The 19,115-nt window shown below is 36.6% G+C and carries 19 protein-coding genes; 17 read left to right on the forward strand and 2 right to left on the reverse strand.

Annotated features, from left to right (window positions below; translation table 11 throughout):
• Nucleotide 1 precedes the first annotated feature (1 nt).
• From AC0NJG_RS05025 to AC0NJG_RS05095, 15 genes are all read left to right on the forward strand, one after another.
• A complete protein-coding gene (locus AC0NJG_RS05025) occupies nt 2–961 on the forward strand; it encodes a PhoH family protein (protein WP_087995411.1) in 960 nt (319 codons plus the stop codon).
• Between the two features lie 193 nt (nt 962–1,154).
• Nucleotides 1,155–3,299 (forward strand): HD family phosphohydrolase, encoded by a 2,145-nt coding sequence (locus AC0NJG_RS05030; RefSeq protein ID WP_016718495.1) that lies wholly within the window; start codon nt 1,155–1,157, stop codon nt 3,297–3,299.
• The gene (gene ybeY, locus AC0NJG_RS05035; protein WP_000054691.1) at nt 3,296–3,766 is read left to right on the forward strand and encodes an rRNA maturation RNase YbeY; all 471 of its coding nucleotides are present in this window, start codon (nt 3,296–3,298) and stop codon (nt 3,764–3,766) included. The genes AC0NJG_RS05030 and ybeY overlap by 4 nt, the downstream gene beginning before the upstream one ends.
• Nucleotides 3,763–4,116: a diacylglycerol kinase family protein gene (locus tag AC0NJG_RS05040; RefSeq protein WP_000715476.1), complete on the forward strand. Its 354-nt coding sequence runs from the start codon at nt 3,763–3,765 to the stop codon at nt 4,114–4,116. The genes ybeY and AC0NJG_RS05040 overlap by 4 nt, the downstream gene beginning before the upstream one ends.
• 99 nt (nt 4,117–4,215) lie before the next feature.
• Nucleotides 4,216–4,614 carry a cytidine deaminase gene (locus tag AC0NJG_RS05045; protein ID WP_001086294.1) on the forward strand — a complete coding sequence of 133 codons (399 nt, stop codon included), beginning with the start codon at nt 4,216–4,218 and terminating at the stop codon, nt 4,612–4,614.
• A complete protein-coding gene (gene era / locus AC0NJG_RS05050) occupies nt 4,607–5,512 on the forward strand; it encodes a GTPase Era (protein WP_001080241.1) in 906 nt (301 codons plus the stop codon). The genes AC0NJG_RS05045 and era overlap by 8 nt, the downstream gene beginning before the upstream one ends.
• Nucleotides 5,513–5,688: 176 nt before the next feature.
• The gene (locus AC0NJG_RS05055) at nt 5,689–5,832 is read left to right on the forward strand and encodes a YqzL family protein (protein ID WP_000883924.1); all 144 of its coding nucleotides are present in this window, start codon (nt 5,689–5,691) and stop codon (nt 5,830–5,832) included.
• A gap of 33 nt (nt 5,833–5,865) precedes the next feature.
• Nucleotides 5,866–6,612 carry a DNA repair protein RecO gene (recO, locus tag AC0NJG_RS05060; RefSeq protein ID WP_000487010.1) on the forward strand — a complete coding sequence of 249 codons (747 nt, stop codon included), beginning with the start codon at nt 5,866–5,868 and terminating at the stop codon, nt 6,610–6,612.
• Nucleotides 6,613–6,719: 107 nt separating this feature from the next.
• Nucleotides 6,720–7,352: a helix-turn-helix transcriptional regulator gene (locus AC0NJG_RS05065; RefSeq protein ID WP_000583759.1), complete on the forward strand. Its 633-nt coding sequence runs from the start codon at nt 6,720–6,722 to the stop codon at nt 7,350–7,352.
• Nucleotides 7,353–7,381: 29 nt separating this feature from the next.
• Nucleotides 7,382–8,194, forward strand: coding sequence for a pyruvate, water dikinase regulatory protein (locus AC0NJG_RS05070; protein ID WP_000368943.1), 813 nt, complete (start codon nt 7,382–7,384; stop codon nt 8,192–8,194).
• A gap of 853 nt (nt 8,195–9,047) precedes the next feature.
• Nucleotides 9,048–10,844 (forward strand): DNA primase, encoded by a 1,797-nt coding sequence (gene dnaG, locus AC0NJG_RS05075; RefSeq protein ID WP_048550869.1) that lies wholly within the window; start codon nt 9,048–9,050, stop codon nt 10,842–10,844.
• Nucleotides 10,845–10,903: 59 nt separating this feature from the next.
• Nucleotides 10,904–12,031: an RNA polymerase sigma factor RpoD gene (gene rpoD, locus AC0NJG_RS05080; protein ID WP_000764060.1), complete on the forward strand. Its 1,128-nt coding sequence runs from the start codon at nt 10,904–10,906 to the stop codon at nt 12,029–12,031.
• Nucleotides 12,032–12,416: 385 nt separating this feature from the next.
• Nucleotides 12,417–12,773, forward strand: coding sequence for a cytochrome c550 (gene cccA, locus AC0NJG_RS05085; protein ID WP_087954274.1), 357 nt, complete (start codon nt 12,417–12,419; stop codon nt 12,771–12,773).
• Between the two features lie 165 nt (nt 12,774–12,938).
• Nucleotides 12,939–13,646 carry a tRNA (adenine(22)-N(1))-methyltransferase gene (locus AC0NJG_RS05090; RefSeq protein ID WP_474062904.1) on the forward strand — a complete coding sequence of 236 codons (708 nt, stop codon included), beginning with the start codon at nt 12,939–12,941 and terminating at the stop codon, nt 13,644–13,646.
• Nucleotides 13,643–14,764 carry a Nif3-like dinuclear metal center hexameric protein gene (locus AC0NJG_RS05095; RefSeq protein ID WP_173601263.1) on the forward strand — a complete coding sequence of 374 codons (1,122 nt, stop codon included), beginning with the start codon at nt 13,643–13,645 and terminating at the stop codon, nt 14,762–14,764. The genes AC0NJG_RS05090 and AC0NJG_RS05095 overlap by 4 nt, the downstream gene beginning before the upstream one ends.
• 40 nt (nt 14,765–14,804) lie before the next feature.
• Here the strand turns inward: AC0NJG_RS05095 and AC0NJG_RS05100 are convergent, their stop codons facing one another.
• Together AC0NJG_RS05100 and vrrA are read right to left on the reverse strand one after the other, a co-directional pair.
• Nucleotides 14,805–15,755 carry a 4-hydroxy-3-methylbut-2-enyl diphosphate reductase gene (locus tag AC0NJG_RS05100; protein ID WP_000706665.1) on the reverse strand — a complete coding sequence of 317 codons (951 nt, stop codon included), beginning with the start codon at nt 15,753–15,755 and terminating at the stop codon, nt 14,805–14,807.
• Between the two features lie 89 nt (nt 15,756–15,844).
• The gene (gene vrrA, locus AC0NJG_RS05105) at nt 15,845–16,582 is read right to left on the reverse strand and encodes a VrrA/YqfQ family protein (protein ID WP_087995407.1); all 738 of its coding nucleotides are present in this window, start codon (nt 16,580–16,582) and stop codon (nt 15,845–15,847) included.
• Between the two features lie 180 nt (nt 16,583–16,762).
• On the opposite strand from vrrA, the gene AC0NJG_RS05110 reads away from it, so the two are divergent.
• Together AC0NJG_RS05110 and AC0NJG_RS05115 are read left to right on the forward strand one after the other, a co-directional pair.
• The gene (locus AC0NJG_RS05110) at nt 16,763–18,073 is read left to right on the forward strand and encodes a DEAD/DEAH box helicase (RefSeq protein ID WP_087954278.1); all 1,311 of its coding nucleotides are present in this window, start codon (nt 16,763–16,765) and stop codon (nt 18,071–18,073) included.
• A gap of 134 nt (nt 18,074–18,207) precedes the next feature.
• On the forward strand, nt 18,208–19,104 hold the full coding sequence (locus tag AC0NJG_RS05115; RefSeq protein ID WP_000912469.1) for a deoxyribonuclease IV: 897 nt from the start codon (nt 18,208–18,210) through the stop codon (nt 19,102–19,104).
• Nucleotides 19,105–19,115 lie beyond the last annotated feature (11 nt).

Genomic DNA, 19,115 nt, shown 5'->3' on the forward strand with positions numbered 1-19,115 from the left:
AATGGCAGAACAATTAGTAGAAATAAACCAACAATTGGAAAATACTAACGAAGCAATCGCTCTTTTTGGAGTTAATGATGCTCATTTGAAAGTAATTGAACGGGAACTGAATGTATCGATTGTAACTAGAGGTGAAACTGTTCATGTATCTGGAGCAGTTGAAAATGTGACACTCGTAGAAAAAATCTTACAGCAATTACTTGTTGTTATTCGAAAAGGTGTGTCAATTACAGAAAGAGATGTTGCGTATGCAATTCAGCTCGCACAACAAGGAAAAATTGCTCAATTTGAAGAGTTATATGAAGAAGAAATCTTTAAAACGGCAAAAGGTAAATCCATTCGTGTAAAAACGATGGGACAAAGAAGATATATTCATGCAATGAAGAAAAATGATATTGTATTTGGAATAGGACCTGCCGGGACTGGGAAAACATACTTAGCTGTAGTAATGGCTGTAAGAGCTTTAAAGCAAGGGTATGTAAAGAAAATCATTTTAACGAGACCGGCTGTAGAAGCTGGAGAAAGTTTAGGGTTTTTACCAGGTGATTTGAAAGAGAAGGTAGATCCGTACTTACGTCCATTGTATGATGCTCTGCACGATATTCTTGGACAAGAATATACGCAGCGTATGATGGAGAGAGGTGTAATTGAAATCGCGCCTCTTGCTTATATGAGAGGACGTACGCTCGATGATTCATTTGTTATTTTAGATGAAGCGCAAAATACAACGGGTGCACAAATAAAAATGTTTTTAACAAGATTAGGTTTTAGTTCTAAAATGGTTATTACGGGGGATCCCTCACAAGTAGACTTACCAAAAGGGGTAAAATCAGGGCTTACGCTAGCCTCTAACATTTTATCTGGTGTATCAGGTCTTTCATTCATTACGTTAGAACAAACGGACGTTGTAAGGCATCCACTGGTACAACGTATTATTGAGGCATATGATAAAATGGAATGATCCTATTTGTCAGGATCATTTCTTTTTGTATTAAGGTTGGCGAACGGCATATTTTTTACTATCATAAAAGATAAGAGAAATAAACTATAGGTACTGGTGTATAAAAATGTTACCTAAAAGTATCGTTGGCTAGAAGAAATGAAAGCTATAAATAGTTTCACTTTATTTCTAGAGAGGAGAAGGTATTGAAATCATGTTAAGATCTCAAGAAATTTCTAAGTGGTTTCGTAATTTACAACATTCGAAAAAACTAAGTTGGATTTCTTACGTTTTATTAGGAGCAGTGCTGTTTTTTGCACTTATGAATAATGTGAAACCAGAGCAATTAGATGTTGATATGTATTCTATTGCGAAAAAAACAATTCATTCTCCTATTAAAATTGAAGATAAGGTTATAACGGAAAGAAAAAAACAAGAGGCCGCTCAAAAAGTCGGGGATCAATATACATATAGAAGTGAATATAAACAAAATAGAGTAGATATTGTAAATGATGTTTTTGCTAAGGTGAATGAAGTAATTCAGGAGATGAAAGCTGCTGGACCTGAAGAGCAAAAAAAGATGACCGATGCGAATAAATTAGAAAAGTTGAAGAAGAAGTTGCCATCTAATTTAACGAAGGAATTATCGGATGAGAATTTATTATACTTTATTAATGCAGAACCGGATCAATTAGAATTAGCAAAGAATGCGGCTTTAACGTCTGTTAGCGTTATCATGGGTGGAAATATTAAAATGTCCGAAGAAATGGCAGCGAAAGAGCGATTTGTTAATGAAATGAAAAGCCTGAATGTGAATAGCGGATTGAAAGAAGCTGTGAATGCGCTAGGATCATATGCGATTACAGCAAACTATTTCTATGATCCGGCTGTAACGAAAGAGAAGAAGAAAGCAGAAGAAGATTTAGTTCCACCTGTTTATATTCTTCAAGGACAAGTTATTGTTAGAGAAGGTGAAACAATTTCAAGTGATATGTATAATCAGTTGAAATTAGTCGGTTTATTAGAGAAAGGTAATAGTTTTCAGCCTTATGTTGGATTAGCGGTGCTCATTGGTGTGTTACTATACTTTATGCATAAACAGTTTGAAGTATTTTTACAGCGGAAAAGAGAAGACAAACCGTACATTTTAGCATATATTACAATTTTGTCTATCACGATTGTTTTAATGAAAATTATTAGTTTGTTTCAAAAGCTTGAATATGCAGGAATTGCGTATGTTGTCCCAGTTGCGATGGGGACGATACTTGTAAAACTAATGATTGGCGATCGATTTGTATTTTTAACAAGTATGATTTTTTCTGTGTGCGGAAGTATTATGTTTAATGAAGGAGTAACAAGTACACTGAATTATAGTGTGGGTATTTATGTGTTATTAAGTTCATTATCAGTGAGTATTTTCTTAAGAGAAAAAAATCGTCGTACGATGATTTTACAAGCTGGTATACTCGTATCTATCTTAAATGTAGTCGTCTTGGCGGCGTTATTATTATTACGTAATGGGAATTTTTCACCTCTTGAAATTGGTACGCAATTATTAATGGCTTCCCTTTCAGGAATTATCTCATCCGTTTTGGCTATGGGGATATTACCATATTTAGAAAGTGGACTTGGAATTGTATCAAGTATGAAGCTTATGGAACTATCAAGTCCGAATCATCCGCTTTTGCGTAGAATTTTATTAGAAGCGCCAGGAACATATCATCACAGTGTAATGGTAGCGAATCTCTCTGAGGCAGCTTGTGAAGCAGTTGGAGCAAATGGTGTATTAGCGCGTGTAGGGGCGTATTATCATGATGTAGGAAAGACAGTACAACCGCAATTCTTTATTGAAAACCAGATGGGAATTGAGAATCCACATGATAAATTAGATCCTGTGACGAGTAAAGATATTATCATTGCTCATGTAACAGATGGAGTAAAGATGCTCGAAGAATACCATATTCCGCAAGAAATTATTGATATTGCTGGACAACACCATGGTACAACGCTCCTTAAATATTTTTATTATAAGGCGATTAAAGAAGATAAAGAAAAATATACAGAAGAGATGTTCCGTTATCCGGGATCAAAAGCAACTTCTAAAGAATCGGCAATCGTTGGTATTGCGGATAGTGTTGAGGCGGCGGTACGTTCTATGAATCATCCAACGCCAGAGCAAATTAATAATTTAGTACAAAGTATTATTAAAGATCGCCTGCAAGATGGGCAATTTAGTGAATGTGATTTGACATTTAAGGAACTACAAATCGTTGGAAAAACGTTATGTGAAACGTTAAATGGTATTTTCCATTCGCGTATTACATATCCGGAACCACCGGAAGAAAAGGAGAAAGAATGAGTTTATTAATTGATTTCATTGATGAAACAGAAGAAGTGAAAGAAGAATATGTGAATTTAATTCGTGAGATATTAGGAAAAGCAGCTCAAATGGAAAAAATAGAGGATGGTGCGGAGTTATCAGTGACATTTGTAGATAATGAACGCATTCGCGAGATTAATCGTGATTACCGAGATAAAGATCAGCCTACTGATGTCATTTCCTTTGCCATGGAAGAAATGGGAGAAGGGGAAATGGAAATTGTGGGCGCAGAAATGCCGCGTATGTTAGGTGACCTTATTATTTCTATTCCGAGAGCGAAAGAACAAGCTGAAGAGTATGGACATTCTTTTGATCGTGAACTTGGCTTTTTAGCGTTACATGGCTTTTTACATTTGCTTGGTTATGACCACATGACAGAAGAGGATGAAAAAGAAATGTTTGGAAGACAAAAAGAAATTTTAGAAGCATTTGGATTAGGACGATGAAAAAAGGAAAACTTATAGATAGTTTTGGATATGCTATAGCAGGTGTATTCTTTTGTCTTCGTCATGAACGAAATATGAAAATTCATTATGTAGCCGCAGTCATTGTTATATGCTGCGGCTTTTATTTCCATATTACGAAAGTAGAGTGGATGATATTACTTATTGTAATAGGAATTGTAATGAGCTTAGAGATGGTAAATACGGCTGTGGAAAAAACAGTAGATTTAGCGACTGCTGATATACATCCGTTTGCGAAAGTCGCAAAGGATGTCGCAGCAGGAGCGGTTTTGTTGTTTGCGATAATAGCCGTTATAATTGGTGCTATTATCTTTTTACCGTATGTGGTATAGTTGCATTCCAAAGCTTTTATTAAGCTTTGAAGGTGCCGTAAAGGCCTTTAATAAGAGAGTGTATCTATTCACAGCTGTGAACAGGAAGGATGCGGGAATATGAATAGTAAACAATTAATTCAAGAAGCAATCGAAGCGCGTAAACAAGCGTACGTACCATATTCTAAATTTCAAGTAGGTGCAGCATTATTAACACAGGATGGAAAAGTATATCGTGGATGTAATGTTGAGAATGCGTCATATGGCTTATGTAACTGTGCAGAAAGAACAGCTTTATTTAAGGCGGTTTCTGAAGGAGATAAAGAGTTTGTAGCTATCGCGATTGTGGCGGATACGAAGCGTCCAGTACCTCCTTGTGGAGCATGTCGACAAGTTATGGTAGAATTATGTAAACAGGATACGAAAGTATACCTATCAAATTTACATGGTGACGTTCAAGAGACAACAGTCGGAGAATTGTTACCAGGAGCATTTTTAGCGGAGGATTTACATGAATAGAAAAGGTTATAAATCAGGTTTTGTCTCTATTATTGGCAGACCGAATGTTGGGAAATCTACATTTTTAAATCGTATTATTGGTCAAAAAATTGCTATTATGAGTGACAAGCCACAAACAACTCGTAATAAAATTCAAGGCGTATATACAGAAAATGATTCACAAGTAATTTTCATTGATACACCAGGAATACATAAACCGAAACATAAACTAGGCGACTTCATGGTGAAGATGGCGCAAACGACATTAAAAGAAGTTGATATCGTTCTGTTTATGGTTAATGCTGTCGAAGGTTTTGGTCGTGGTGAAGAATTCATCATCGAGAAGTTAAAAGAAACGAAACAACCAGTATTTTTAGTTATTAATAAAATTGACCAAGTTCACCCAGAACAATTATTAGAGCTAATTGATCAATATCGCAAATTACATGACTTTGCAGAAATCGTACCAATTTCTGCATTAGACGGTAATAACGTAGAGGCTCTAATTGGTACAATTAAAAAGTATTTACCGGAAGGACCACAATACTATCCAGATAATCAAGTAACGGATCATCCGGAGAGATTTATTATTGCAGAGCTTATTCGTGAGAAAGTACTACATTTAACACGTGAAGAAGTGCCGCATTCTGTGGCTGTTGTTATCGATGCAATTCAAAAACGCGAGGGCGGGGCAGTTTATATTAATGCAACGATTGTTGTTGAACGTCCGTCGCAAAAAGGGATTATTATCGGAAAACAAGGGAAGATGTTAAAAGAAGTCGGTAAGCGAGCTCGTTTTGATATTGAAGCATTACTTGGTTCTAAAGTATTTTTAGAAGTATGGGTAAAAGTGCAAAAAGATTGGCGTAATAAAATGTCTCAGCTTCGTGACCTTGGTTTCCGCGAAGACGAGTATTAAAATAGAGTAAAGCTGTAATCAGCGGATGTTTTGTTCATCCGCTGATTATTGGTTTTTATGAGTTTTGATAAATTAGGAAAAATTTTTCTCACATGAAAATGGACAAAATGGGTCAATTTAATAACAACAAAGGAAATTGGTTTATAGGCTACGCTTATTGAGAAAGGTGGATTCTTATGCTAGATTTTACCTGGAAGTTTTTCTCCAAAACAGGAAGCATTGAGACGTATTTGCTTTTGAAAGAAATGGAAAAAGACGTAAACGATGAGATGGATCAACATGAAGAGGAGCTAGCGCATCTAGACTCTCCAATTTCTTGACCCGTTTTGTTCAAACCTTGGATGGTGACGAACATGTTTCAAAAAGTTGAGGGCATCGTTATCCGTACGACAGATTACGGAGAAACGAACAAGATTGTTACAATATTCTCAAGAGAATTGGGTAAGGTAAGTGCAATGGCAAGAGGAGCGAAAAAACCGAAAAGCCGGTTAGCATCTGTTTCGCAACTTATGACACATGGTCATTTTCTTATTCAAATGGGATCTGGACTTGGAACTTTGCAACAAGGCGAGATTATTTCAACTATGAAAGAAATTCGCGAGGATATATTTTTAACTGCTTATGCATCATTTATTGTTGAGTTAACTGATAAAGCAACAGAAGATAAAAAACATAATCCATATTTATTTGAAATGTTATATCAAACGTTGCATTATATGTGTGAGGGTGTTGATCCAGAAGTATTATCATTAATTTATCAAACGAAAATGCTTCCGGTATTAGGGATGCGCCCGTACTTTGATACATGTGCGATTTGTCATCAAGAAACAGATTTTGTCGCCTTCTCTGTTAGGGAGGGCGGTTTTCTGTGCTCACGTCATGCTGAGCAAGATCAGTATCGTATACCAGTGGGGGAAGCCGTTCATAAATTATTGCGTCTTTTCTACCACTTCGATTTACATAGACTGGGCAATGTATCAGTGAAGGATAGCACAAAAAAACAAATGCGTTTAGTATTGAATACATATTATGATGAATATTGCGGGATTTATTTGAAATCAAGACGTTTTTTAGAACAACTTGATAAGTTTCAAATATAATTTGGGGCCGTATACGGTCCTTTTTACATCCTTTCTTTTTCGAATAGCATATTTAGTATATAATATTTAAGAGATAGTATAACTTTTTTCGTTGTGCATTAAAGGTGGTGATTATCATAGAGCTGAATAAACGGCAAGAACATATCATTCAGATTGTAAAAGATCACGGTCCTATTACAGGGGAGTCAATTGCTGCGCAATTGGGATTAACACGTGCAACGCTAAGACCAGACTTAGCAATTTTAACGATGGCTGGTTATTTAGAAGCACGTCCACGCGTAGGTTATTTTTATACGGGTAAAACTGGGGGGCAGTTATTATCTGAAGCTGTTAAGAAAATTAAAGTACAAGATTATCAATCTAGACCGGTTGTAATTGATAAAAATGTATCAGTATACGATGCGATTTGTACTATGTTTTTAGAGGATGTAGGTACATTATTCGTTGTAGATCAATCGACTCTATTAGTAGGCGTTGTATCTCGTAAAGATTTATTACGAGCTAGCTTAGGGAAGCAGGATTTAACCTCACTTCCGGTTAATATTATCATGACAAGGATGCCAAACATTGCGATGTGTCGTAGAGAAGATTCTTTATATGATATTGCGATGGAATTAATAGAAAGACAGATTGATGCGATGCCAGTTGTAAAAGATACGAAACAAGGTTTAGAAGTGGTTGGACGAATTACAAAAACAAATATTACACGTGCGTTTGTAAACTTAGTAAATAACGAATAAGTGTAATTTGTTTAAAGTGAGGTAATGTAATGGATAATAAAATCGTATATGTCGTATCTGACTCTGTAGGAGAAACGGCTGATTTGGTTGTTCGAGCAGCAATGGGTCAATTCCCATTTGCTCCTGATATTAGACGTGTGCCGTATGTAGAAGATACAGGGACATTAAAAGAAGTGATTTCGATTGCTAAGAGCAATCAAGCACTTATTTGTTTTACGTTAGTAAAGCCTGACATGCGCCAATATTTAGTGACAGAGGCTGCAAAAGAAGGTGTAGAGGCATATGATATTATTGGCCCTCTAATCGATCAAATTGAAGAAATTACAGGGCAAGTGCCTAGATATGAGCCTGGTGTTGTTCGTAGATTAGATGAAGAATACTTTAAAAAGATTGAAGCGATTGAGTTTGCGGTGAAGTATGATGATGGTAGAGATGCACGTGGTATTTTAAAAGCAGATATCGTGTTAATTGGGATTTCGCGCACATCAAAAACACCACTTTCTCAATATTTAGCTCATAACAAACGTTTGAAAGTTGCCAACGTACCACTCGTACCAGAAGTAGATCCGCCTGAAGAATTATATCAAGTGGCTAAAGAAAAATGCTTCGGTTTGAAAATTACGCCAGAGAAGTTAAATCATATTCGAAAAGAGCGATTGAAATCACTTGGACTAAGTGACGGAGCAACATATGCCAATATTAATCGTATTAAAGAAGAGATTGATCACTTTGAGAATGTAGTTAGTAAAATAAATTGTCAAGTAATTGATGTATCGAACAAAGCGATTGAAGAAACAGCTAACATTATTGTGAATGCAGTGCAAAACCAAAAAATGTTTTAGCACATTTACCAAAGGTGAATGTGCTTTTTTCGCTCGTGAGAAACACAGTGCCTGCTGATTTCGTAATAGATGATAGCGAAGTGGTTATACTTATATTCTTCTGTCTTTTTATTATGCTAAAGATAGGGGGCTGCTATCCTGAAATAGAAGATGAAAAAATAAAGGGATATGTAGCGTAGTTGAAGAAAATATATTATAATAAAAAATTGTGATAAAAACCTATATTTTACGTTTAGACTTTAATTTTTCAGAATAAACTAGGGATAGGATTTAAGAAAAGACATGTAATTACGTTAAATCGACAAAATCTATACAAGAAAACGCACATTATGGAAGGATTCGCAGAAGGGATGTAGAATACAGAAATATGCAAAACATCAATATGGTATGAGTTGATGCAGATGCATATACTGTGAAGGCTGACAATTGTGCGAGTTGGAACGAAATTTCATGTCAAAATGTTGTTTGTCACATCGTATGCTCATCGTTTAAGGAAGTAGCGAGGGAATTTGGATCTATGTAGATGCTGAATAAGCAAAAGTTGATTTCTTTATATGTATCAACATGCAAAAAAAACAGATCTCGTGATCACATAGGATATGGTGCTTGCTAGTCTTCTTGTGAAAAAGTGCATATGTATTGTCCCCATGAGGTACATTTGTAATAGATGAGCAAATGGATACAATTTTATATAATAGGTACGTATCTGCGAAGTTACGCAGAAAAGAGTCTGCAAAATCGCTTGATAACGTGATCGACAACATTTTCTAATAAGTTTAGAAAAAATATTGTCGAATTATAAAGGAATTTTTCAATTTATATCGAATACAAAATACGACACGGAGATGGAGTTATGGGGAACAGAATTCCTGAAGAAGTTGTTGAACAAATTCGGACGTCATCCGATATTGTCGAAGTGATTGGTGAATACGTTCAACTTAGAAAACAGGGACGTAACTATTTCGGCCTTTGTCCGTTTCATGGTGAGAATTCTCCTTCATTCTCTGTTTCATCTGATAAGCAAATTTTTCATTGCTTCGGATGTGGAGAAGGTGGAAATGTATTTTCCTTTCTAATGAAAATGGAAGGACTGGCTTTTACCGAAGCTGTTCAAAAGCTAGGTGAAAGAAATGGAATTGCGGTTGCAGAGTATACATCAGGGCAAGGACAACAAGAAGACATATCTGATGACACTGTCATCATGCAACAGGCTCATGAACTTTTAAAAAAGTATTATCATCATTTATTAGTAAATACAGAAGAAGGAAATGAAGCACTTTCGTATTTGTTAAAACGTGGTATTACAAAAGAGATGATTGAGAAGTTTGAAATTGGTTATGCGTCACCTGCTTGGGATGCAGCAACGAAAATTTTACAAAAAAGAGGTTTATCGTTGTCTAGTATGGAACAAGCTGGTCTTCTCATAAGAAGCGAGAAGGATGGTAGTCATTATGATCGCTTCCGTGGAAGAGTTATGTTTCCAATCTATACGTTACAAGGTAAAGTGATAGCGTTTAGTGGAAGGGCGTTAGGAGATGACACTCCGAAATATTTAAATAGCCCAGAAACACCAATTTTTCACAAAAGTAAATTGTTGTATAACTTCCATCAAGCAAGGCCGTTTATTAGAAAACGTGGGCAAGTGGTCCTTTTTGAAGGGTATGCCGACGTACTAGCTGCGGTAAAAAGTGGTGTGGAAGAAGCTGTTGCGACAATGGGAACAGCTTTAACTGAAGAACAAGCAAAACTTCTGCGACGTAACGTTGAAACTGTTGTTCTTTGCTATGATGGTGATAAAGCAGGGCGAGAAGCGACGATGAAAGCAGGGCAATTATTGTTGCAAGTTGGTTGCCAAGTGAAAGTTACATCCTTGCCAGATAAGCTTGATCCTGATGAATATGTGCAACAATATGGGACAACTGCTTTTGAAAATCTTGTGAAATCAAGTATAAGTTTTGTTGGTTTTAAAATAAATCATTTGCGTTTAGGGAAAAATTTGCAAGATGAGTCGGGCAAAGAAGAGTATGTGAAAAGTGTTTTAAAAGAGTTATCGTTGTTACAGGATGCGATGCAGGCAGAATCATATTTGAAGTCATTATCGCAAGAATTTTCGTATTCAATGGAAACACTTTTGAATCAATTGCACCAATATCGCAAAGAACAAAAGGTACAACAAAAACAAGTAAAGCAGGTTTCTAAGCCGTCTCAAATTGTTCAAACAAAACCGAAGTTAACAGGTTTTGAAAGGGCTGAAAGAGAAATTATTTACCATATGTTGCAAAGTCCAGAAGTGGCCGTTCGTATGGAATCCCACATAGAAGATTTTCATACAGAAGAACATAAAGGGATTTTATATGAACTATACGCATATTATGAAAAGGGAAATGAACCTTCAGTCGGAACATTTTTAAGTTGGCTCTCTGATGAAAAGTTGAAAAATATTATTACTGATATTTCGACGGATGAATTTATTAATCCAGAATACACAGAAGAAGTGTTACAAGGCCATTTGGAGACGCTTAGACGTCATCAAGAAAAACTTGAAAAGATGGAAATCATCTTCAAGATAAAACAAATGGAAAAGACAGATCCTGTAGAGGCTGCTAAATATTATGTAGCATATTTACAAAATCAAAAAGCGAGAAAATAGCTTTTTTGATAAATTTTTAGTATAATGAATGTTTGTATCTCGCGTAAGGAGGGGAACAGATGGCTGACAAACCAGCTCGTTCTAAACAAATTGAAACTGAAATGACCCTTGAGCAAGTGAAAGAACAACTCACTGAGCTCGGAAAAAAACGTGGCGTTCTTACATATGAAGAGATTGCAGAACGCATGAATGGATTTGAAATTGAATCCGATCAAATGGATGAATACTATGAATATTTAGGTGAACAAGGGATTGACTTAGTTGGCGACAATGACAACGACGAAGGCCCTAATAATCGCCAAATAGCAAAATCGGAAGAAGAATTCGACCTCAATGATTTAAGCGTACCACCAGGGGTTAAAATCAACGATCCTGTTCGTATGTATTTAAAAGAAATTGGTCGTGTAGATTTACTATCTGCAGAAGAAGAAATTCGACTTGCAACGCGTATTGAAGAAGGCGATGAAGAAGCGAAACGTCGTCTTGCAGAAGCAAACTTACGTCTTGTAGTAAGTATTGCAAAGCGCTACGTGGGCCGTGGTATGCTTTTCTTAGACTTAATCCAAGAAGGGAATATGGGTCTAATTAAAGCGGTTGAAAAGTTCGATTATCGTAAAGGTTTCAAATTTAGTACGTATGCAACTTGGTGGATTCGCCAAGCAATTACACGTGCGATTGCAGACCAAGCAAGAACAATTCGTATTCCAGTTCATATGGTTGAAACGATTAATAAGTTAATTCGTGTACAACGTCAATTATTACAAGATTTAGGACGTGAACCATCTCCTGAAGAGATTGGTGAAGAAATGGATCTTGCTCCAGAAAAAGTACGTGAAATCTTAAAAATTGCACAGGAGCCAGTTTCTCTTGAAACACCGATTGGTGAAGAAGATGACTCCCATTTAGGTGATTTCATTGAAGACCAAGAAGCAACATCACCTGCGGACCATGCAGCGTATGAATTGCTAAAAGAACAATTAGAAGATGTGTTAGATACACTAACAGATCGTGAAGAAAATGTTCTACGTCTTCGTTTTGGTTTGGATGATGGACGAACTCGTACGCTTGAAGAAGTTGGGAAAGTATTCGGCGTAACGAGAGAACGTATCCGTCAAATTGAAGCAAAAGCATTACGTAAATTGAGACATCCAAGCCGCAGTAAGCGCCTTAAGGATTTCTTAGAATAGGCTACCTTTAAGTTTACTTCACCTTTGTGAAGTAAACTTTTTTATTTTGTTAATTTTTGTTAAACTTTAGCTGTCAGCAACGATTACAATTTCTTGTAATTTATTTTACAGAATTGTCTTTTGATTTGCAAATGCTCATTTTTCGATTTTTCGATTAATTTTGTTTATTCTATACAAAAATATATGTAGAAAAGTGAAAAATATGATGAGAAACGTTAGTAATTATCGAAATAATAAGCGATATAACAATAAAAAACAATAAACTGAATTTATGGAATATTTTTAACGATTAGCAGTTTACTCTTTTCTGATAGAGCGTTTTCAAGTACAATGGAAATGACTGAATCATCTAACTATTTAGGGGTATAGAGGGGGGAGAAGAGATATGAAACGTAATCCGCTGATTCCGTTCGCTCTTATTGCAGCATTGGGTATTATCGTTATGTTTGTATTTTCATTTCAGGGGCTAAATAAATCTAAAGAGTTAGCTGATGCAAAAAATGGCGGGAAACCAGCACAAACAGCATCCAAGCCAGAGGATATTGTGAAACAAAGCTGTACGAGCTGCCACGGTGATCAGTTACAAGGGGCGGTAGGACCTAATTTACAAAAGGTTGGTGGGAAACTTTCAAAGGATGAAATTAAAGAAATTCTTTCGAAAGGAAAAGGCAATATGCCTGCCAATATAGTTCCAGCTGATCAGGCCGCTAAAGTAGCTGATTGGTTATCAAAGAAAAAATAAAGTTCCGTATGACAAGCCTTTTGCTTATGCAAAGGGCTTGTTTTTCTATATTTTCTCAAATACGATGAATGATAGAGATGTGAATTGTTGTTATGGGCTTGCAACAACTACTATAAATTCATTATCATGGAGACAGACTGACAAGAGAAGGAGTAATGGAAATACATGAATGAAGTAAAGCTTTCAAAACGATTAGAAGAAGTTGTGCGTGAAATACCAGTAGGATCTACAGTTGCTGATATTGGATCGGATCATGCGTATTTACCGTGCTATACAATTATAAATAATATTGCTACTAAAGCAGTTGCTGGAGAGGTTGTAGATGGACCATTTCGCTCTGCACAAGCAACTGTAGCTGAAAGTGGCTTACAAGATAAAGTAGATGTGCGTAAAGGGAATGGATTAGCTGTTATCGCGCCAGGAGAAGTAGATGTAATTACGGTTGCTGGAATGGGTGGAGCGTTAATTCGTGATATTTTAGAAAGTGGTAAAGAAAAATTAGAAGGTGTAACACGTTTAATTTTGCAGCCGAACATTGCAGCGCATCACATTCGTGAATGGTTTATTGAGAATGGATGGGAGCTTATCCATGAAAAAATCGTAAAAGAGGATGGGAAAATTTATGAGATTTTAGTAGGGGAGCGAGGAAATATTACGGTTCCTTACTCTGAAAATAAACAGGCTGAATTATTTATGGGACCATTTTTAATGAAAGAAAAAAGTGAAGCTTTCGTTGAAAAGTGGGAAGGAGAATTGAAAAACTTCCAAAATATTTTAAAGCAGTTAGAACGTGCGGTTGATTCTGAAGAAATAAAAGCGAAGCGTGCGGAAGTTGAAGCGAAAATGAAAATGATAGGGGAGGTTTTATCATGAGTAAAATTCCAAATGGCCATGAAATTATTTCTTTATTTGAAAGTATGTATCCGAAGCATTTGGCGATGGAAGGAGATAAGATTGGGCTGCAAATTGGAGCGCTTAATAAACCTGTGCAACACGTATTAATTGCGTTAGATGTAACGGAAGAAGTTGTGGATGAAGCAATTCAATTAGGAGCGAATGTCATTATTGCGCATCACCCTTTAATTTTTAACCCGCTAAAAGCGATTCATACAGATAAGGCATATGGGAAAATTATTGAAAAGTGTATGAAAAATGATATTGCAATCTATGCAGCACATACAAATGTGGATGTTGCTAAGGGTGGGGTAAATGATTTACTTGCTGAGGCGTTAGGATTGCAAAATACAGAAGTTTTGGCACCGACATATGCAGAAGAAATGAAAAAAATTGTTGTGTTTGTGCCTGAAACTCATGCAGAAGAAGTAAGAAAAGCATTAGGAGATGCAGGTGCTGGTCATATCGGCAATTATAGCCACTGTACGTTTAGCAGTGAGGGTACAGGTATGTTTATGCCTCAAGAGGGAACAAATCCTTATATCGGGGAAACTGGGCAGTTAGAACGCGTAGAAGAAGTGCGAATCGAAACGATTATTCCAGCTTCATTACAGCGAAAAGTGATTAAAGCAATGGTAACGGCACATCCATATGAAGAAGTAGCATATGATGTGTATCCGCTTGATAACAAAGGTGAAACATTAGGGCTTGGAAAAATAGGATATTTACAAGAAGAAATGACACTTGGACAGTTTGCAGAACATGTAAAGAAATCATTAGATGTAAAGGGTGCGCGAGTTGTTGGAAAATTAAATGATAGAGTGCGCAAAGTAGCTGTACTTGGTGGTGATGGTAACAAATACATCAATCAAGCTAAATTTAAAGGAGCAGATGTATATGTAACGGGTGACATGTATTATCATGTGGCTCATGATGCGATGATGCTCGGTTTAAATATCGTCGACCCAGGACATAACGTTGAAAAAGTAATGAAGCAAGGCGTACAAAAGCAATTACAAGAAAAAGCAGATGCAAAGAAACTGAATGTACATATTCATGCTTCGCAATTACATACAGATCCATTTACATTTGTATAAGAAAAATAAAAACCGTTGCTCATGAAGGCAACGGTTTTTATTATTGTTCTTTTTTCACTTTTACACGAGGTAATATTTTTTGTAACGGTACTTTTCGAACTCTTTCCCATGTAGCAGGATTCATTGGGTCATATTGCTCTAAGAAAGCGATAACCTCTTTTGTAATTGGAGTTGGAGTAGAAGCACCTGCTGTAACAGCTACGTTTTCTACACCTTGTAGCCATTCTAATTTGATTTCACTTACATCTGCAACGCGGTATGCTTTCGTACCAGCAATTTCTTGTGATACTTGTGCTAAACGGTTTGAGTTATTACTTTTCGGATCACCGACAACAATTGTTAAGTCTGCAACATCAGCTTGCTTAGCAACCGCTTCTTGGCGAACTTGAGTTGCTAAACAAATTTCCTTATGGAATTCTGCCGTTGGGAATTTCTTCTGAATGTCCTCCATTAAATGTTGAACATCCCATTGACTCATCGTTGTTTGATTTGTAACTAAAATTTTATCCGTTGGAATTTCTAATGTTTTTAAATCATCGGCTTTTTCGATAAGATGAACGATATCAGGTGCGATACCAACTGCGCCTTCTGGTTCTGGATGATTTTTTTTGCCGATATAAATGACATGGTAACCTTCAGCCTTCTTTGCTTCAATAAGGTCATGTGTTTTTGTAACATCTGGGCAAGTGGCATCGATTGTTGTTAAACCTTTTTCTTTTGCACGTTGTTTAACTTCTGGAGAAACACCGTGTGCAGTGAAAATAACAGTACCAGAATCGATTTTATCTAAAATGTCTAATCGACTTGGACCATCTAATGTGATGATGCCATCTTCTTCGAATGCATCTGTTACATGTTTGTTGTGAACAATCATACCTAAAATATAAATAGGTCTTGGTAATGATGTATCTAATGCGGCGTTACGTGCAATAACCATCGCGTCCACAACACCGTAGCAATAACCACGAGGGGAAATTTTAACAATTTTCATATGAGTAATCCTCTCCTTCTAAACAAGGGATACTTTTGTGCATAGTCTTTTACATTATAAAGGAGGAGTGGATAGAAAACAAAGGATTGTTACACATATAGTTTTGGTTTTGTTGCTATTTTTTGAACAGGCTCCTCTCGTACTTCTTTTTCTATGACTGGCTCAATCACCATTTTTTTTCTTTTTCTTTTTTTGGGTGGAGGATGTGGAGTTGCTACCTCAACCTTTTCTGTTACGTCTTCAGTTTGATCTTCGGTTGGATTTTCTTCCGTACTTTTTCCAGAGGTGAGGATCTTAACAATGCTTGGTAGGTTACGCATAATGGGACCGTACTGTTCCACGACAGGGCTTACAGATTGAACGACTTGTGATACTTTTTCGATATTATTTATCATAGTAGTTGGATTCGAAATTAAATTCGAAAAAAAACTACCGATGCCACTACTTGATGCGGTTGGAGTTGTTGCGCCGCCGCGCGTTTCGTTTGATTCATACATTTGAGGAGGGACCATTTGCTCGGGATGCTGCTGCATGTATGGTTGATATTGCTGTTGATATTGCTGCGGGTATTGGTGTTGGTATTGTTGCTGATATTGCTGTCGATATTGAGGTGGCGGTTGCTGGTGCATCATTGGCGGTCCTTCCATTTGTCGATAAGGCGGAACCATTTGCATGTAAGGTTCGGTTGGATCGTGTTTTTTAAAGAGTTTAGCAAGAAATCCTTTCTTTTTTTGTGCCATCGGTGGTAGTTGTGGAATTGGGTATGGTGTATAAGGTTGCTGCCCTGGATTCGGATACATTTGTCTCATGGGGGATTTTGGAAACATGTGAGAAATCCTCCTTTCTTCAGTTAGGTATATACACATACAATATGCAATAAGAGGGAAGAAGGTTAGTTTTTGAAGTAAAAACCTAAACTAAAGATGGATTTTACTTGTAGATTTCGATATAATGTAGACTTGACTGATTTGTGCGCGCAGTAGAAATTTAGAAAGAAGGTGTAACTTATGACACAACAAACTTTTACACAGTATGATTTTAAACCATTTTTAATAGATGCAGTTCGTGAACTACGCTTTACAGAGCCGACAGGAATTCAGCAGAAAATTTTCCCGGTCGTGAAAAAAGGTGTAAGTGTAATTGGACAATCCCAAACAGGTTCTGGGAAAACACATGCATACTTACTTCCTACATTGAACAGAATTAACCCAGGTCGTGAAGAAGTACAACTTGTTATTACAGCGCCTACTCGTGAGTTAGCACAACAAATTTACGAAGAAATCGTGAAATTAACAAAGTTCTGTACGGAAGATCAAATGATTACAGCACGTTGTTTAATTGGTGGAACTGATAAACAACGATCAATTGAGAAGTTGAAAAAACAACCTCATATTGTAGTTGGAACGCCAGGACGTATTAAAGACTTAGTAGAAGAACAAGCACTGTTTGTTCATAAAGCAAATACGATTATTGTCGATGAAGCAGACTTAATGCTTGATATGGGATTCATTCATGATGTAGACAAGATTGCAGCACGCATGCCTAAAAACTTGCAAATGTTAGTTTTCTCTGCAACAATTCCTCAAAAACTAAAACCGTTTCTGAAGAAATACATGGAGAATCCAGAGCATATTCATATCAATCCAAAACAAGTTGCGGCTGGAAATATTGAGCATTATTTAGTGCCTTCTAAACATCGTAACAAAATCGATTTAGTGAAAAGAATGTTACTACAATTTAAACCGTATTTAGCAGTTGTTTTCACGAATACGAAGAAAATGGCAGATCAGGTTGCTGACGGATTAACGGAACGCGGCTTAAAAGTTGGACGAATTCACGGAGATTTATCACCTCGTGATCGTAAAAAAATGATGAAACAAATTCGTGACCTTGAATTCCAATATATTGTTGCAACTGATTTAGCAGCGCGTGGTATTGATATTGAAGGAATTAGTCATGTTATTAACTACGAACTTCCATCAGATTTAGATTTCTTCGTTCACCGAGTGGGAAGAACAGCACGTGCAGGCCATTCAGGTATTGCAGTGACGATTTATGATCCAGCAAACGAAGAAGCGTTAGATAGTTTAGAAAAACAGCGTCATATCGAGTTTAAACATGTAGATTTACGCGGAGATGAGTGGGCGGATTTAGGTGAACGTCGTCGTCGTAAGAGCCGTAAAAAACCAAATGATGAACTTGATGTTATGGCAACGAAAGTTGTTAAAAAGCCGAAAAAAGTAAAACCAAACTATAAACGTAAACTTGCAACAGAACGTGACAAAGTGAAGAGAAAATATAGCAATAAAAAAAGATAAGGGATTTCCCTTATCTTTTTTTATCCCGCTATTTACGGGGATAATAATCAGTGGAGAATGGAAAAAACAATTCACTACATATTTCTACAAATTATGCTATCATTATATCTATTGTATATTGAAGAGGTGATTGTATGTTAAAGATTGGATCTCATGTTTCTATGAGTGGTAAGAAAATGTTATTAGCAGCAAGTGAAGAGGCTGTTTCATACGGTGCAACGACGTTTATGATTTATACAGGTGCACCGCAAAATACAAGAAGAAAACCAATTGAAGAATTGAACATAGAAGCAGGGAGAAAACATATGGAACAAAACGGTATCGAAGAGATTATCGTACATGCGCCATATATTATTAATGTTGGAAATACGACGAAGCCAGAAACATTCCAATTAGGTGTAGATTTCCTTCGTATGGAAATTGAGAGAACATCAGCATTAGGTGTGGCAAAACAAATCGTTCTTCACCCAGGTGCGCACGTTGGTGCAGGGGCAGACGCTGGTATTCAACAAATTATTAAAGGACTGAATGAAGTATTAACGCCAGATCAGACGGTGAACATTGCGTTAGAAACGATGGCAGGAAAAGGAACAGAATGCGGCCGTAGCTTTGAAGAAATTGCAAAAATTATTGATGGTGTAACATATAATGAAAAACTATCAGTATGCTTTGATACATGCCATACGCACGATGCAGGATATGACATAGTAAATGACTTTGACGGTGTATTAAACGAATTTGATAAGATTGTTGGTATCGATCGTTTACAAGTACTTCATATTAATGATAGTAAAAATGTACGCGGCGCAGGAAAGGACCGTCATGAAAATATCGGTTTCGGACATATCGGTTATAAAGCATTGCATCATATTGTGCATCATCCGCAATTGATGCACGTACCAAAAATTCTTGAAACGCCATATGTAGGTGAAGATAAAAAGGACAAGAAGCCGCCATATAAATTAGAAATCGAAATGCTGAAAAATGGTACTTTTGATGAAGGACTTCTTGAAAAAATTAAAGCGCAATAAGGACCCCAACA

This window comes from Bacillus sp. SSR7 (assembly GCF_055902415.1).